Origin of the sequence: Streptomyces sp. NPDC058758, assembly GCF_042746075.1 — a bacterium.
Lineage (GTDB): Bacteria > Actinomycetota > Actinomycetes > Streptomycetales > Streptomycetaceae > Streptomyces.
In genome coordinates, this window is record NZ_JBHYPS010000037.1 from 48,401 (window position 1) to 62,895 (window position 14,495).

At 74.3% G+C, this 14,495-nt stretch carries 13 protein-coding genes; 5 read left to right on the top strand and 8 right to left on the bottom strand.

Features of this window, described 5'->3' with window-relative positions; genetic code table 11:
- The first annotated feature begins 76 nt into the window (after positions 1 to 76).
- Positions 77 to 733 carry an HAD family hydrolase gene (locus ACFW6A_RS31475; RefSeq protein WP_351855639.1) on the top strand — a complete coding sequence of 219 codons (657 nt, stop codon included), beginning with the start codon at positions 77 to 79 and terminating at the stop codon, positions 731 to 733.
- Here ACFW6A_RS31475 and ACFW6A_RS31480 read toward each other — a convergent pair.
- Positions 730 to 987: a hypothetical protein gene (locus tag ACFW6A_RS31480; RefSeq protein WP_351855636.1), complete on the bottom strand. Its 258-nt coding sequence runs from the start codon at positions 985 to 987 to the stop codon at positions 730 to 732. The two genes, ACFW6A_RS31475 and ACFW6A_RS31480, sit on opposite strands and share 4 nt — an antisense overlap.
- A gap of 142 nt (positions 988 to 1,129) precedes the next feature.
- Here ACFW6A_RS31480 and ACFW6A_RS31485 point away from each other — a divergent pair, with 142 nt between their 5' ends.
- Positions 1,130 to 1,513 (top strand): cold-shock protein, encoded by a 384-nt coding sequence (locus ACFW6A_RS31485; RefSeq protein ID WP_189954685.1) that lies wholly within the window; start codon positions 1,130 to 1,132, stop codon positions 1,511 to 1,513.
- Between the two features lie 3 nt (positions 1,514 to 1,516).
- Here ACFW6A_RS31485 and ACFW6A_RS31490 read toward each other — a convergent pair whose 3' ends face one another.
- The 4 genes from ACFW6A_RS31490 to ACFW6A_RS31505 all read right to left on the bottom strand — a co-directional run bounded on the left by ACFW6A_RS31490 (position 1,517) and on the right by ACFW6A_RS31505 (position 5,113).
- Positions 1,517 to 2,380 (bottom strand): 1,4-dihydroxy-6-naphthoate synthase, encoded by an 864-nt coding sequence (locus ACFW6A_RS31490; RefSeq protein ID WP_351855634.1) that lies wholly within the window; start codon positions 2,378 to 2,380, stop codon positions 1,517 to 1,519.
- Positions 2,371 to 3,111, bottom strand: a complete 741-nt coding sequence (locus ACFW6A_RS31495) for a futalosine hydrolase (protein WP_386478021.1) — start codon at positions 3,109 to 3,111, stop codon at positions 2,371 to 2,373. The genes ACFW6A_RS31490 and ACFW6A_RS31495 overlap by 10 nt, the downstream gene beginning before the upstream one ends.
- Positions 3,112 to 3,118: 7 nt before the next feature.
- Complete coding sequence (locus tag ACFW6A_RS31500; protein ID WP_351855628.1) at positions 3,119 to 3,604, bottom strand: DUF2771 domain-containing protein; 486 nt, start codon at positions 3,602 to 3,604, stop codon at positions 3,119 to 3,121.
- A 132-nt stretch (positions 3,605 to 3,736) separates the two neighbouring features.
- A complete protein-coding gene (locus ACFW6A_RS31505) occupies positions 3,737 to 5,113 on the bottom strand; it encodes an MFS transporter (RefSeq protein WP_351855626.1) in 1,377 nt (458 codons plus the stop codon).
- 440 nt (positions 5,114 to 5,553) lie between these two features.
- On the opposite strand from ACFW6A_RS31505, the gene ACFW6A_RS31510 reads away from it, so the two are divergent.
- Positions 5,554 to 6,489 carry a DUF3027 domain-containing protein gene (locus ACFW6A_RS31510; RefSeq protein WP_351855624.1) on the top strand — a complete coding sequence of 312 codons (936 nt, stop codon included), beginning with the start codon at positions 5,554 to 5,556 and terminating at the stop codon, positions 6,487 to 6,489.
- Between the two features lie 124 nt (positions 6,490 to 6,613).
- Positions 6,614 to 9,748 carry a sacsin N-terminal ATP-binding-like domain-containing protein gene (locus ACFW6A_RS31515; RefSeq protein ID WP_386644618.1) on the top strand — a complete coding sequence of 1,045 codons (3,135 nt, stop codon included), beginning with the start codon at positions 6,614 to 6,616 and terminating at the stop codon, positions 9,746 to 9,748.
- Positions 9,749 to 9,761: 13 nt separating this feature from the next.
- On the opposite strand, the gene ACFW6A_RS31520 is transcribed toward ACFW6A_RS31515, so the two are convergent.
- Positions 9,762 to 12,191: an HAD-IC family P-type ATPase gene (locus tag ACFW6A_RS31520; protein WP_386644621.1), complete on the bottom strand. Its 2,430-nt coding sequence runs from the start codon at positions 12,189 to 12,191 to the stop codon at positions 9,762 to 9,764.
- A gap of 88 nt (positions 12,192 to 12,279) precedes the next feature.
- On the bottom strand, positions 12,280 to 12,573 hold the full coding sequence (locus tag ACFW6A_RS31525; protein ID WP_386477493.1) for a DUF2530 domain-containing protein: 294 nt from the start codon (positions 12,571 to 12,573) through the stop codon (positions 12,280 to 12,282).
- 189 nt (positions 12,574 to 12,762) lie between these two features.
- Here ACFW6A_RS31525 and ACFW6A_RS31530 point away from each other — a divergent pair, with 189 nt between their 5' ends.
- Positions 12,763 to 14,214: an NCS2 family permease gene (locus ACFW6A_RS31530; protein ID WP_386644624.1), complete on the top strand. Its 1,452-nt coding sequence runs from the start codon at positions 12,763 to 12,765 to the stop codon at positions 14,212 to 14,214.
- On the opposite strand, the gene ACFW6A_RS31535 is transcribed toward ACFW6A_RS31530, so the two are convergent.
- Entirely contained in the window at positions 14,184 to 14,429 is a 246-nt protein-coding gene (locus tag ACFW6A_RS31535) for a hypothetical protein (RefSeq protein ID WP_351855611.1), read from the bottom strand. The genes ACFW6A_RS31530 and ACFW6A_RS31535 overlap by 31 nt on opposite strands.
- Between the last annotated feature and the right edge of the window lie 66 nt (positions 14,430 to 14,495).

Genomic DNA, 14,495 nt, shown 5'->3' on the forward strand with positions numbered 1-14,495 from the left:
ACCCATCGGGCGAGGAGGAGGTTCGGTAAGGCTTGGCTCAGTTTAAGCAAGGGCCCTATTCGAACACCCGGGCACAATGTCACCCATGACGACGAACACATCCGAGGCCCCGCTCACCGTGGGCTTCGACCTCGACCTGACGCTCCTCGACACCCGCCCCGGCATCCGCGCCGCCTTCGTGGCGTTCTCCGAGAAGTACGGCGTCGCCGTCGACGCCGACCTCGTCGTCACCCGGCTCGGCCCCCCGCTGGAGCAGGAGATGGCGCACTGGGTGCCCGCCGCGCAGGTCGCCGAGATGACCGCCCGCTACCGCGCCCTCTACCCCGAGCACGCGATCGAGCCGACCGTCCCCATGCCGGGTGCCCGCGACGCCCTCGACGCGGTCCGCGAGGCCGGCGGCCGCACCGTCGTCGTCACCGCCAAGAACGGCCCCGACGCCCAGCGCCACTTCGCCCACCTCGGCATCGAGCCGGACGCGGTCGTCGGCCGCCTCTTCGCCGAGGCCAAGGCGGAGGCGCTGCGCGCCCACGGCGCCTCGGTCTACGTCGGCGACCACGTCGGGGACGTGCGCGGCGCGAAGGCCGCCGGCGCCCTGTCGGTCGCCGTCGCGACCGGCCCGTGCGACGCCGCGGAGCTGCGCGCCGCCGGCGCCGACGTGGTCCTGGAGGACCTGACGGACTTCCGCGCCTGGTGGGCGGCGCACCTCGCGGCCCGCCCCGCTCGGGAGGTCTAGGAGGCCCGCCGGGCCTGCCGCCGCTGGGCCGCGACCGAGCGCAGCACCCCGGCGGCGGCGAGCGCGAAACCGACCCCCATCAGCATCGACACCAGGTAGGCGACGGTCGGGAAGGGGTCGGTCCCGAGGAGGAGCGGAGCCACCGTGACCAGCGTCGCGAGCGCGCCGACCGCGAAGACGACGACACCCGCCTTCACGAGCCCGTCGCCGGGCCCGGACTCGTCCACCGGTCCTGTGGGGGTTTCACTGCGCATCCGGCCAGGGTAGTTCCCCGGCCGGAGGAACACTTCGGCGGCGTCTTGTCACGCGTCCCCGGAGCATTAGCCTTGGTGCCGGCGGGCCAGTCGACCCGCTGTTTCTTTTACCCCGACGAGTCAACGAGGACGAGGGACAGACGTGCCTACCGGCAAGGTCAAATGGTTCAACAGCGAGAAGGGCTTCGGCTTTCTCTCCCGCGACGACGGCGGTGACGTCTTCGTGCACTCGTCGGTGCTCCCCGACGGAGTCGACGCACTGAAGCCGGGCCAGCGGGTGGAGTTCGGCGTCGTCGCGGGCCAGCGGGGCGACCAGGCGCTCTCGGTGACGGTCCTCGACCCGACGCCGTCGGTGGCGGCGGCGCAGCGGCGCAAGCCCGACGAGCTGGCGTCGATCGTGCAGGACCTGACGACGGTCCTGGAGAACATCACGCCGATGCTGGAGCGCGGCCGGTACCCCGACAAGGCGGCCGGCAAGAAGATCGCGGGCCTGCTGCGGGCGGTCGCGGACCAGCTCGACGTCTGACCCTCAGGGGAACGACAGCGCGTCCGGGCCGAGGGGCGGTACGAGTCCCTCGGCCGCGGCGCGGGTGAGCAGGCCCCGGACCGCCGCGTAGCCGTCCTCGCCGAGGTCGGCGGTGAACTCGTTGACGTACAGGCCGATGTGCTGGTCGGCGACCTTCGGGTCCAGTTCCTGGGCGTGCTCCATGACGTACGGCCGTGAGGCGGCCGGGTCGTCCCAGGCCATCCGCACCGACGTCCGGGCGGAGTCGGCGAGCAGCCGGAGCGTCTCGGCGCCGAGCGAGCGGCGGGCGACGATCGCGCCGAGCGGGATCGGCAGGCCGGTGGTGGACTCCCAGTGCTCGCCCATGTCGGCGAGGCAGTGGAGCCCGTAGGACTTGTAGGTGAAGCGGGCCTCGTGGATGACGAGCCCCGCGTCGACCTTGCCGTCGCGGACGGCGGGCATGATCTCGTGGAACGGCATCACGACGACCTCGCCGACGCCTCCGGGCACGGTCTCGGCCGCCCACAGCCGGAAGAGCAGGTAGGCGGTCGAGCGCTCGCTCGGCACCGCGACCGTCTTCCCGGCGAGGCCGGCGCCGTCCCCGGGCCCGTCCCCGGGCTCCCGGGTGAGCACCAGCGGGCCGCAGCCCCGGCCGAGCGCCCCGCCGCAGGGCAGCAGCGCGTACTCGTCGAGGATCCAGGGCAGGACGGCGTACGAGACCTTCAGGACGTCGTGGCCGTCGGCGCCGCCCTCCGCCCAGCCGTTGGTGACGTCGATGTCGGCGAAGGTGACGTCGAGGCGCGGCGCGCCGGGGACGCGGCCGTGGGCCCAGGCGTCGAAGACGAAGGTGTCGTTCGGGCAGGGCGAGTAGGCGATCTTCAGCTGCACGGCCGGGCCTCCAGGGTGCCGAGGACGGGTACGAGGGCCGCGGCGGCGGCCCGGAGCGCGGTCAGGGCGTCGCCGATGCGCCAGGCGGCGCGGTCGCGGGGACCCACGGCGTTCGACACGGCCCGCAGTTCGAGGACGGCGGCGCCGTGCGCGGCGGCGGCCTCGGCGACCCCGAAGCCCTCCATCGCCTCGGCGGCGGCCCCCGGGTGGCGGGCGGCGAGTTCGCCGGCGCGGGCGGCGCTGCCGGTGACGGTGGAGACGGTCAGCACGCCGCCGGTGGTGTGCGGGAGCCCGGCGGCCGCCAGGGCGGCGGCGGCGGGTTGGGTGAGGGCGTCCGGCACGCGGTGGACGGAGCGGCCGAAGCCCAGCTCCTCGACGGGGAGGTACCCGTCGGGCGTGTCGGCGCCCAGGTCGGCGGCGACGATCGCGTCGGAGACGACGAGGGAGCCGAGCGGGGCGCGGCCGGGGAAACCGCCGGCGATCCCGGCGGAGACGACGAGGCCGTACGGCTCGCCGGCGAGCGCGGCGCGGGTCAGCGCGGCGCCGGTCGCGGCGGCGACGGCGGCGGGCCCGACCCCGCCGACGAGCAGGTCCAGGCCCTCGTACCGGCGCAGCAGGAGACCGCCCGGCACGGGAAGCTCCCCGCCCGGGCGGGCGAGGGGGGCGAGACCGCCGGCGACGGAGTCCGCCTCCGCCGCCACGGCCGTCACGATCAGGGTCCGGTGGGGCACCGGAGGATCAGGATTCCTTCTTCAGCTTGAAGTGCCAGATGCCGGTGAGCGTCTTGCCGGTGTTCTCGACGATGGTCACCTGCGTCTCGTCCGCGGCGGCCTCGCCGGGGGCCTGGCTGGAGAAGAAGGCGCTGGCCGGGATGGTCCGGTACGTCTTCTTGTACGGCTCGGGCTCGGCCTGCTGGCCGCCCAGGAAGATGGTCCAGCCGTTGTCGGCGATCTCCGGGTCGACACCGAAGCGGATCTTGTCGTCCATGGCGACGGTGATCGACTTCTCGGCCTTCTTGTTGAGGCACTTCTGGACGTCGGACTCCTTGATGGGGTCGCCGTCGTTGTAGCAGGCGGCCTCGGAGTTGATCGATTCGGTCCCGACCGTGACGGTCGCGATCGGAGTCGGCTTTTCGCAGGCGGTGAGGACGAGGAGCCCGGCGGAGACGGCCCCGAGGGCGACGGCGGCCCGGCGGCGCGAGCCGGAGAAGAACGCAACGGTCATGAGCCGAAGGCTATCGGGCCGCCGCGCCGCTGCCACGCGGGGGTACGGCGTGCCGTGCCGGGGCCGTCGGTATGGCGGTGGTTCCGGCCGCCCCGCGACGCCCGGGAACGGAGCCGCCGGTACCGAGCCGGGTCAGGCGACCTTCGTGCGCTGGGGGCGGTCCGAGGTGCCCGTGCCGCGCGACGACAGCAGGCCCCGTACGGCGAGCAGGGCGCCGATCGCGAGGAAGCCGGCCGCCGCCGCCATCCCGACCGTCCCGTTCAGCGGCATCACGATGCCGAGCCCGCCGCCCACCACCCACGCCATCTGCAGCGCCGTCTCCGAGCGCGCGAACGCCGAGGTCCGCACGACCTCGGGCACGTCCCGCTGGATCAGCGCGTCCAGCGACAGCTTCGACAGGGCCTGCGTCAGCCCCGCCACCGCGCCCAGCACCGCGACCATCACCCCGCCGAAGAAGACGGCGGCGCAGACCGCCGCCGCGAGCACGGTCGAGATCATCACCGCGATGATCACCTCCGGGCGGTGCCCCCGGTCCCGCAGCAGCCCCCCGGCCGCCGTCCCGCACGCGTTCCCCACCCCCGCGGCCACGCCCACGATCCCCAGCGACACCGCCGCCGACTGCCCCGACAGCGGGTGCTCGCGCAGCAGGAAGGCCAGGAAGAAGATCAGGAAGCCGGAGAGCATCCGCTGCGCCGCGTTCGCCTGGAGCCCGTGCAGCACCGCGGGACCCACCGTCCGCAGGCTCGGCTTCCTCTCGCCGTGCGTCAGCAGGTGCGCCCGCCGCTCGCCCTTCGCCGAGTCCACCTTGTGCGGCATCCGCACCGCCCAGTACGTGCCCAGCAGGAACAGCGCGCACGCCCCGAACAGCGGCCACCGCGGCCCCACCATCTGGAGCCCGGCCCCGATCGGCGCGGCGACGCCCGTCGCCAGCAGCCCCGCGAGCGTGACCCGCGAGTTCGCCTTCACCAGGGAGAAGCCCGGTGGCAGCAGCCGGGGCACCACGGCGCTGCGCACCACCCCGTACGCCTTCGACGCCACGAGCACGCCGAGCGCCGCCGGGTACAGCTCGATCCCGCCGGTCGCGACCGCCCCGGACATCAGCACGGCCAGCACCGCCCGGGTGAGCATCGCCGCCGCCATCGCGGCCCGCCGCCCGTGCGGCAGCCGGTCGAGCAGCGGTCCGATCACGGGCGCGAGGAGCGTGAAGGGGAGCATGGTGATGGCGAGGTAGAGCGCGACCCGCCCGCGGGCCTCGTCGGTGGGCACCGAGAAGAACACGGTCGACGCGAGCGCCACGGTGATCATCACGTCCCCGGCGCCGTTCACCGCGTGCAGCTCGATCAGCTTCCCGAGGCCCGACTCGCCCGCGCCGTGCGCGTGGGTCGCCCGCCGGATCCCCCGCGCGGTCCCCGTGAACGGCAGGTGCAGAGCACGCCCCGCCGCCCGGCCCGCTCGGCGGAGCGGCCCGGGGCGATCGTGGGATCGACCAGAGGACCGTGCGGCTGCCACCACCTCATAGTGCCCCACCCGCCCCCCGCCCGAACCGAGCCCGCGCTCCCCGGGGGTGTCGGGCACCGGGGGGAGGCGGCTCCGGGACACGCCGGGAGGCGGACGGGAAGGGGGCGGCGAGGGGCGGGGAGGGCCGGGGAGGGGCCGGGTCCGGCGGGGGCTCCGGAGCCCGATCCGGGTCACTTGGGGCGCGCAGGTGGGCCCAGGCCCGCGAACGGGGTAGCGTGCGTAGCGCGCCACCGGCGGTTCCTCTCGACCGCGCGCCCCTTCGGCATCCCGCAGAATGGATGACGATAGGTGTGCCCGAGACGTGTGAGATCCGGTCGGGTGCGGACGTCGATGCGGCCCCCAGGTCCGCTCCGCCCGCCCCGCTCCCGGAGCCTCGCTCCCGGACCTCGGCCGGCGCACCCGTGAGACGGCGTAGGAGAGAAGCGATACCAGTGAGTGCTGCGACGACGCGAGACCGTGCCCCGCGTACCCCGCGAGCCACGCGTACCCCGGCCCCCGACCGCCTCTGCGCCGAGGCCGTGGACCTCGCGCGGGAGGCCGCCGAGGAGGCCGCCGCCCCCGGCGTCGTCGGCGAACACGCCGGAGTCGTCGCGGAGGGCGACCGGGTCGTCACGCACTTCTTCGCGTGCAAGGAGCCGGGCTACCGCGGCTGGCGCTGGGCCGTCACCGTCACCCGCGCCTCCCGCGCCAAGAACGTCACGCTCGACGAAACCGTTTTGCTGCCCGGACCCGACGCCCTCCTCGCGCCCGAATGGGTGCCGTGGAGCGAGCGGCTGCGTCCCGGCGACCTCGGCCCCGGCGACCTCCTGCCGACCGAGCAGGACGACCCGCGCCTGGAGCCCGGCTACACCGGCGAGGACGCCCCGCCGCCGAACTCCGCCGTCTCCTCCGAGCTGGCGGACCACCTCGACGCCGAGGACGCCGAGATCACGGACCGGGCGCCGACGCGCGGCGCGATCGCGTCCGTCGCCGAGGAGATCGGCATGGGCCGGGCCCGCGTCCTCTCCCGGTACGGCCTCCGGCTCGCCGCCGACCGCTGGGACGAGGCCTTCGGCCCCCGCACGCCCATGGCCCAGGCGGCGCCCGCCACCTGCCAGTCCTGCGCCTTCCTGGTGCCGCTCGCCGGCTCGCTGAGCCAGTCCTTCGGCCTCTGCGCCAACGAACTGGCCCCGGCGGACGGCCGCGTGGTCTCCCTCGCGTACGGCTGCGGCGGGCACTCGGAGGCGGCCGTCATGCCGACCCCGCCCCGCCCCGCCGAACCCGTCCTCGACTCCACCGCGGTCGACCCCTTCCCCCTCCGCCCGCCCACGGACTCCGGCTCGGTGGCCGCCCCGGACCCCGCCTCGGACGACCTCGGCCACTCCTGACCCGCGAGAGCCCCCGCCCCCTCCGGGTGCGCGGGGGTGACGTGCCCGCTGAGGGGTAGGGGGCCGGGCGCGGTAACTTCGGCGCGGGACCGAAGGCCGCCACGGCAGAGGCCGGCACAGCAGAGTGGAGTCAGACGTGAGCGTCACCGTCCGGACGACGACCGACGGAAGCGATCCCTTCGGCACCGCGCGGCTCCGCAGAGGCGTCCTGGACGCCTGGACCGCCTCCCCCGCCCGCTTCCGCGAGGACGCGAACGCCGAGGAGGACCTCGCCCTCGGCGGCTACCGGGACCGCCTCGTCGTCGAGCTGGCCCAGAACGCCGCCGACGCCGCCGCCCGCGCCGGCGCGACCGGCCGCCTGCGGCTGACCCTGCACCCGGCGGACGCCGACAGCCCGGCCGTCCTGGCCGCCGCCAACACCGGCGCCCCGCTCGACGCGGCCGGCGTCGAGTCCCTGTCGACGCTCCGCGCCTCCGCGAAGCGCACCGAACGGGACGCCGCGGCCGCCGTCGGCCGCTTCGGCGTCGGCTTCGCCGCCGTCCTCGCCGTCTCCGACGAACCGGCCGTCCTGGGCCGCCACGGCGGTGTCCGCTGGTCCCTCGCGGAGGCCCGCGAACTCGCCGCGGACGTGGCCCGGCACGCCCCGGGCCTCGGCGACGAACTGCGCCGCAGGGACGGCCACGTACCCCTCCTGAGGCTGCCGCTGCCCGCCGAGGGCACCGCGCCCGACGGGTACGACACGGTCGTCGTCCTGCCGCTGCGCGACGCCGCCGCCCACGACCTCGCCGAACGGCTCCTCGCGGCCGTCGACGACGCGACGCTGCTCACTCTTCCGGGTCTCTCCGAGATCGTCGTGGAGACGCCCGGCGGGGTCCGCACCCTGACCCGCTCCGAGGCCGACGGCTACGTCCGGATCGAGGACTCGGCCGCCGAGGGCCCGCACCGCTGGCGGACCGTCACCCACACCGGCCCGCTCGACGCCGCCCTCCTCGCCGACCGCCCCGTCGAGGAGCGGCTGCGCCCGCACTGGTCGGTCACCTGGGCCGTCCCCGTGGACGACGCCGGCGCCCCCCGCTACCCGCGCACCGCGCCCGTCGTGCACGCGCCGACGCCCACCGACGAGCCGCTCGGCATCCCCGCCCTGCTCATCGCCTCGCTGCCGCTGGACACGGCCCGCCGCCACCCGGCGCCGGGGCCGCTGACGGACTTCCTGGTGCTGCGGGCCGCCGACGCGTACGCCGAACTCCTCGCCGACTGGCGGCCGGTGACCAGCGGGGCGCTCGACCTCGTGCCCGGCCCCCTCGGCAAGGGCCCGCTCGACGGCGCGCTGCGCGACGCGATCCTCGACCGGCTGCCCCGCGTCGCCTTCCTCGCCCCGGCCGTGCCGACGGAGGACCTTCCGGCGCTGCGCCCGATCGAGGCGGAGGTCGTCGAGGGCGCGGGCGCGGAGACGGTCGCCGTCCTCGCCGAGGTGTTCCCGACGCTGCTCCCCGCGGGCCTGGAGCGCCGCCCCGAGCTGCGCACGCTGGGCGTGGGCCGGGTGCCGCTGACGGAGGCGGTGGACCGGCTCGCGGGCGTGGAGCGGGCGCCGGGCTGGTGGCGGCGGCTGTACGACTCCCTCGCCGGTGTGGATCCGGACCGGCTGACCGGTCTGCCGGTGCCGCTGGACTCGGGACGGACGGCCATCGGGCCGCGCCAGGTCCTGCTGCCGCAGGAGGGCACTCCGGCGGAGCTGGCCCGCCTCGGTCTGAAGGTGGCGCACGCGGAGGCGGCGCACCCGCTCCTGGAGAAGCTGGGCGCCCTCCCGGCGACGCCCCGCGCGGTCCTGACGACCCCGCAGGTGCGGGCGGCCGTCGCGAACTCCCTGGAGGCGGCCGACGGCTGGGACCTGGACGCGCCGGAGCCGGACGCCGACGAACTCGCCGAGACCGTCCTCGGGCTCGTCCGGGACGCGGGCCTGGAGCCCGGCGACGAGCCGTGGCTGGCCGCGCTCGCGCTGCCCGACGAGGACGGCGAACTCGCCCCCGCGGGGGAGCTGGTGATGCCCGGCTCGGCGTTCGCCGAGGTGATGCGGGAGGGCGAACTCGCCCACGTCGACGCCGAGCTGGCCGCCCGCTGGGGCGAGGCCCCGCTGGCCGCCTGCGGGGTCCTCGCGAACTTCGCGCTCGTCCGGGCCGCCGACCTCGTCCTCGACCCCGACGACCTGGAGCCCCGCGAGGGCGACTACCCGGAGCCGGACGACGCGGGCCTGCTCGACGCGGTCGACGTGTGGTGCGAGGACGTCCTCGACCGGCTGCCGGAGGCCGTGGTGCCGCCGGTGGCGACCGAGATCGTCGCCGTGCGCGACCTGGACCTCGTCGACGACGACGCCTGGCCGCGGGCGCTGTCCCTGCTGGCGCGGCCGCCGCTGCGGGACGCCCTGACCCAGCCCGTACGGGTCCTCCTGCCGGACGGCACGACGGAGACGGTCCGCTCCTACACGGCCTGGTGGCTGCGCGACCACCCGGTCCTCGGCGGCCGCCGCCCGGCGGGCCTGCGCGCGGAGGGCTCGGACCCGCTCCTCGCCGGGCTGTACGACCCCGCCGACGCGACCGGCTTCGAGGACGAGCAGGTGCTGCGGGCGCTCGGCGTCCGCACCTCGGTGGCGGCCCTCCTGGACGAGCCGGGCGGTGCGGCGGAGCTGCTGTCCCGCCTGGCCGATCCGTCCCGGCCGGTCTCGGGCCCCCAGCTGCACGCCCTGTACACGGCGCTGGCGGACCTGGACCCCGACCAGGTCACGCTCCCGGACGAGCTGCGCGCGGTCGTGGACGGCGAGCCGGTCGTCGTCGACGCGGCGGAGGCGCTGGTGGCGGACGCCCCCGACCTCCTGCCGCTCACGGCGGGCCTCCCGCTCCTGCCGGTCGCCCCGTCGCGGGCGGCCGACCTGGCGGAGCTCTTCCAGGTCCGCCGCCTCGGCGAGGCGGTCGAGGCGGAGGTCACCACGGAGGGCGAGGAGCACGAGGTCCCGGCCGCGGTGCACGCCCTGCTCGGCCCGTCGACCCCCGCGACCTACCTCGAACACGAGGAGCTCCGCGCGGGCGGCACCGAACTGGACTGGCGCCTGACGCCCGACGGCGTCCTCCACGCCGCCACCCTGGAAGGCGTCGCGGCCGCCCTGGCCTGGGCCACCGGCCAGTGGCCCCGCCGCTTCGAGGTGGCGGCCCTCCTGGAGGACCCCACCCGCACGGCGGAGCTGGCCCGCGACCGCTGGTTCGACTAGCGGCGCCGCCGGTTCACGCCGGGAAGCGGCGGTCCACCCAGCGCCAGGCCAGCTCCAGGACGGCCGCGCCGGCGGCGGCGACGGCGACGGCCGCCCAGGGCATGGTCGTGCCGACGAGCTTGAGGGCGAAGAAGTCCTGGAGCCAGGGGACGGCCAGGACGAGGAGGAAGGCGCCGCCCATCGCGGCCACCAGGGCGATCCGCCACCAGGTGTAGGGGCGGGCGATGATCGCCAGGACCCACATGGAGACCAGGAAGAGCGTGAGGGTGGCCGCGCTGGTCTCGGCGCCGAGGGCGTCCGCACCGGTGTAGTGGTGGCGGGCGAGGAGGTACGTGGTGAAGGTGGCGGCCGCCGCGACGACGCCGCCGGGGACCGCGTACCGCATGACCCGCCGGACGAAGTGCGGCTTGGCGCGTTCCTTGTTGGGGGCGAGGGCGAGGAAGAAGGCCGGGACGCCGATCGTGAGGGTGGACAGCAGGGTCAGGTGCCGGGGGAGGAAGGGGTACTCGATCTGGGAGACCACGACCAGGATCGCCAGGAGGACCGAGTAGACCGTCTTCGTGAGGAAGAGGGTCGCCACCCGGGTGATGTTGCCGATGACCCGGCGGCCCTCCGCGACGACCGAGGGGAGCGTCGCGAAGGAGTTGTTCAGGAGGACGATCTGGGCGACGGCGCGGGTGGCCTCGGAGCCGGAGCCCATGGAGACGCCGATGTCGGCGTCCTTGAGGGCGAGGACGTCGTTGACGCCGTCGCCGGTCATGGCGACCGTGTGCCCGTGGGACTGGAGCGCGGCGACCATGTCCCGCTTCTGTCGCGGGGTGACGCGGCCGAAGACGGCGTTGCCGTCGAGGACCTTCGCCATCTCCTCCCGTTCGGCGGGGAGGGTGCGGGCGTCGACGGTGTGCTCGGCGCCGGGCAGGCCCAGCTTGCCGGCGACGGCGCCGACGGAGACCGCGTTGTCGCCGGAGATGACCTTGGCGGCCACGTCCTGGTCGGCGAAGTAGGCGAGGGTGTCGGCGGCGTCGGGCCGCAGCCGCTGTTCGAGGACGACGAGGGCGGTGGCGCGGGCGTCCTGCGCGACGTCGGGGGAGTCCAGGGGGTGGGCGGTGCGGGCGAGGAGGAGGACCCGCAGGCCCTGCTCGTTGAGGTGGTCGATCTCGGCGAGGGCCGGGTCGCCGGCCGGGAGGAGGACGTCGGGGGCGCCGAGCAGCCAGGTGGACTCCTCGCCGTCGCCCTCGCTGAAGGCGGCGCCGCTGTACTTGCGGGCGGAGGAGAAGGGCAGCGACTCGGTGCAGCGCCACTCCTCGGCGTCGGGGAAGGCGGCGACGACGGCCTGGAGGGAGGCGTTGGGGCGCGGGTCGGACTCGCCGAGGGCGCCGAGGACCTTGCGCACGTGGGCCTCGTCGGCGCCGCCCAGGACGCGGACCTCGGTGACGTCCATGCCGCCCTCGGTGAGGGTGCCGGTCTTGTCGAGGCAGACGACGTCGACCCGGGCGAGGCCCTCGATGGCGGGCAGCTCCTGGACGAGGCACTGCTTGCGGCCGAGCCGGATGACGCCGATCGCGAAGGCGACCGAGGTGAGCAGGACGAGCCCTTCGGGGATCATCGGGACGATGCCGCCGACGGTCCGGGCGATGGAGTTCTTGAGGTCGTTGTCCTTGACGACGAGCTGGCTGATGACCAGGCCGATCGCGGTCGGCACCATCATCCACGTCACGTACTTGAGGATGGTGGAGATCCCGGAGCGCAGCTCGGAGTGGACGAGCGTGAAGCGGGACGCCTCCTCGGCGAGCTGGGCCGCGTACGCCTCCCGGCCGACCTTGGTGGCGGTGAAGGCGCCGCCGCCGGCGACGACGAAGGAACCGGACATGACGGGGTCGCCGGGGCGTTTGACGACGGGGTCGGCCTCGCCGGTGAGGAGGGACTCGTCGATCTCCATGCCGTCGGCCTCGGCGACGACGCCGTCGACGACGACCTTGTCGCCGGGGCCGAGCTCGATGAGGTCGCCGAGGACGATCTCCGAGGTGGAGATCTCGGCGGCGCGTCCGTCGCGCCGGACGGTGGGTTTCGCCTCGCCGATGACGGCGAGGCCGTCGAGGGTCTTCTTGGCGCGGAGCTCCTGGATGATGCCGATGCCGGTGTTGGCGACGATCACGAAGCCGAAGAGGCTGTCCTGGATCGGGGCGACGATCAGCATGATCACCCAGAGGACGCCGATGATCGCGTTGAAGCGGGTGAAGACGTTGGCCCGGACGATGTCGGCGGTGGAGCGGGAGCTGCGGACGGGGACGTCGTTGACCTCGCCGCGGGCGACGCGTTCGGCGACCTCGGCGGCGGTGAGTCCGGCGGGGCGGTGGACGACGGGCGGTTCGGATTCCGCCAGGGTGCCCGGGGGGTGCCCGGTTCCGCCGTCGCCCGTGTCGATCTTCGCCCGCTGAGTCATGTTCTCGACGGTACGACCGGTCCCGGCCGTTCACCTGCCGAGAAGGGCGAAGATCCGACCGGGGGAGGACCGGAATCGTCCCCCGGTGCTACGCGGCGGGCGTGCCGCCCGCGCCCTGCGCCGCCTGCGCCGCCTGCGCCGCCCGGTGCCGCTTGATGGCGGCGTCGCGCTTGCGGACGTACCAGATGCCGATCAGGCCGAGGCCGGCGCCGGCGAGGCAGGTCCACACCCACCAGGTGAGGTCGCGGTCGTCGAACCAGCCGTAGAAGGGGAGCTGGACGAGGAAGAGGACGAACCAGAGGATCGTGCCGCCGGTGATGGTGCCGACGACGGGCCCCTCCAGGGGTTCGGGTGCCTCGTGCCGGGGTGTCCACTTCGCCATGGGGCCAGTCTAGGCGGGCGGGTTCCCGGGGCGTGGCGGGGTGCGGGGGCCTCCCGGGACGGGGTCTACGCGCGGAGATGGACTCGCCCTCGTTCATGTGTTCATACTGAAACGGTTTGCCTATGGCGGGTTTCCTTCGTATGAACCGCCAAAAGGACGTCTGGACCTTCCCGAAGAGGAACCCACTCCATGAGCACCACGGCCACCGCCAAGGCCTCCGCCCCCGAGCCGCAGTCTCCCCAGGAACCCGCCTCGGCCCTCGACCGCTACTTCAAGATCTCCGAGCGCGGCTCCACCGTCGCCCGCGAGATCCGGGGCGGCTTCGCCACCTTCTTCGCGATGGCCTACATCATCGTGCTGAACCCGATCATCCTCGGCAGCGCCAAGGACATGTACGGGAACCAGCTCGACGGCGGCCAGCTCGTCACCGCCACCGTCCTGACGGCGGCCTTCTCGACCCTCCTCATGGGCGTCATCGGCAACGTCCCGATCGCGCTCGCCGCCGGCCTCGGCGTCAACACGGTCGTCGCCCTCCAGCTCGCGCCCCAGATGTCCTGGCCGGACGCCATGGGCATGGTCGTGCTCGCCGGCATCGTCGTGATGCTGCTGGTCGCGACCGGCCTGCGCGAGCGGGTCATGAACGCCGTCCCGGTCGGCCTGCGCAAGGGCATCGCGATCGGCATCGGCCTCTTCATCATGCTGATCGGCCTCGTCGACTCGGGCTTCGTCTCCCGCATCCCCGACGCCGCGCACACCACCGTCCCGCTCCAGCTCGGCACCGGCGGGCACCTCACCGGCTGGCCGGTCCTGGTCTTCGTCCTGGGCACCCTGCTCACCCTCGCCCTGATCATCCGCAAGGTGCCGGGCGCGATCCTCATCTCGATCGTCGTCATGACGATCGTCGCCATGGTGATCAACGCGGTGGCGGACATCCCGTCCTGGGGCCTGACCACCCCGGAGTGGCCGGGCAACCCGGTCGCCTCCCCCGACTTCGGCCTGGTCGGCCAGGTCAGCCTCTTCGGCGGCTTCGGCAAGGTCGGCGTCCTCACCGGCGTGCTCTTCGTCTTCACCGTCCTGCTGTCCTGCTTCTTCGACGCCATGGGCACGATCCTGGGCGTCGGCGACGAGGCCAAGCTGATCGACAAGGACGGCAGCTTCCCGGGCATCAACAAGGTCCTGCTGGTGGACGGCCTCGCCGTCGCCTCCGGCGGCGCTACCTCCTCCTCGGCCACCACCTGCTTCGTGGAGTCCACGGCGGGCGTCGGCGAGGGTGCCCGCACGGGCCTGGCCTCGGTCGTCACGGGCGGTCTGTTCTCGGTGGCGCTGTTCCTCACGCCGCTCGCGACCATGGTGCCGTCGCAGGCGGCGACCCCCGCGCTGCTCGCGGTGGGCTTCCTGATCCTGGCCGGGTCGATCAAGGACATCGACTGGACCGACTACACCATCGCGATGCCGGCCTTCCTGGCCATGCTGATGATGCCGTTCACGTACTCGATCACGAACGGCATCGGCATCGGCTTCATCAGCTTCAGCGTGCTGCGTCTGGCGGCCGGCCGGGGCCGTGAGGTCCCGGTGGCGATGTACGTCGTGTCGGCGATCTTCGTCTTCTACTACGCGATGCCGGCGCTGGGCCTGACCTGATCGAGCGGGGCGGAGCCGGTGCCGGGAGGCTCCGGATCCGCCCCGTAGAACTTCTCCGTCTCCTCGACGGCGGTCTTGAACCGCTCGTCGAAGTCCTCCCGAATGAGCGTCCGGACCACGTAGTCCTGGACGCTCATTCCTCTTTTCGCGGCGTGACCCTTGAGCCGGTCGAGCAGCTCACTGTCGATACGCAGGCTGAGCACTGTCGATCCCATGTGCTCAGCGTCGGGGCTGTCGGGGCTTCTTTGCGTCACTTTCCGGATCCAGCTCACTCATTTGGG

Excerpts from the sequence above, each read along its gene's own strand:
- ACFW6A_RS31475 (WP_351855639.1), top strand. The coding sequence starts at position 77 with ATGTCACCCATGACGACGAACACATCCGAGGCCCCGCTCACCGTGGGC.
- ACFW6A_RS31480 (WP_351855636.1), bottom strand. The coding sequence starts at position 987 with ATGCGCAGTGAAACCCCCACAGGACCGGTGGACGAGTCCGGGCCCGGC.
- ACFW6A_RS31525 (WP_386477493.1), bottom strand. The coding sequence starts at position 12,573 with ATGGCGAAGTGGACACCCCGGCACGAGGCACCCGAACCCCTGGAGGGG.
- ACFW6A_RS31520 (WP_386644621.1), bottom strand. The coding sequence starts at position 12,191 with ATGACTCAGCGGGCGAAGATCGACACGGGCGACGGCGGAACCGGGCAC.
- ACFW6A_RS31535 (WP_351855611.1), bottom strand. The coding sequence starts at position 14,429 with ATGGGATCGACAGTGCTCAGCCTGCGTATCGACAGTGAGCTGCTCGAC.
- ACFW6A_RS31530 (WP_386644624.1), top strand. The coding sequence starts at position 12,763 with ATGAGCACCACGGCCACCGCCAAGGCCTCCGCCCCCGAGCCGCAGTCT.
- ACFW6A_RS31500 (WP_351855628.1), bottom strand. The coding sequence starts at position 3,604 with ATGACCGTTGCGTTCTTCTCCGGCTCGCGCCGCCGGGCCGCCGTCGCC.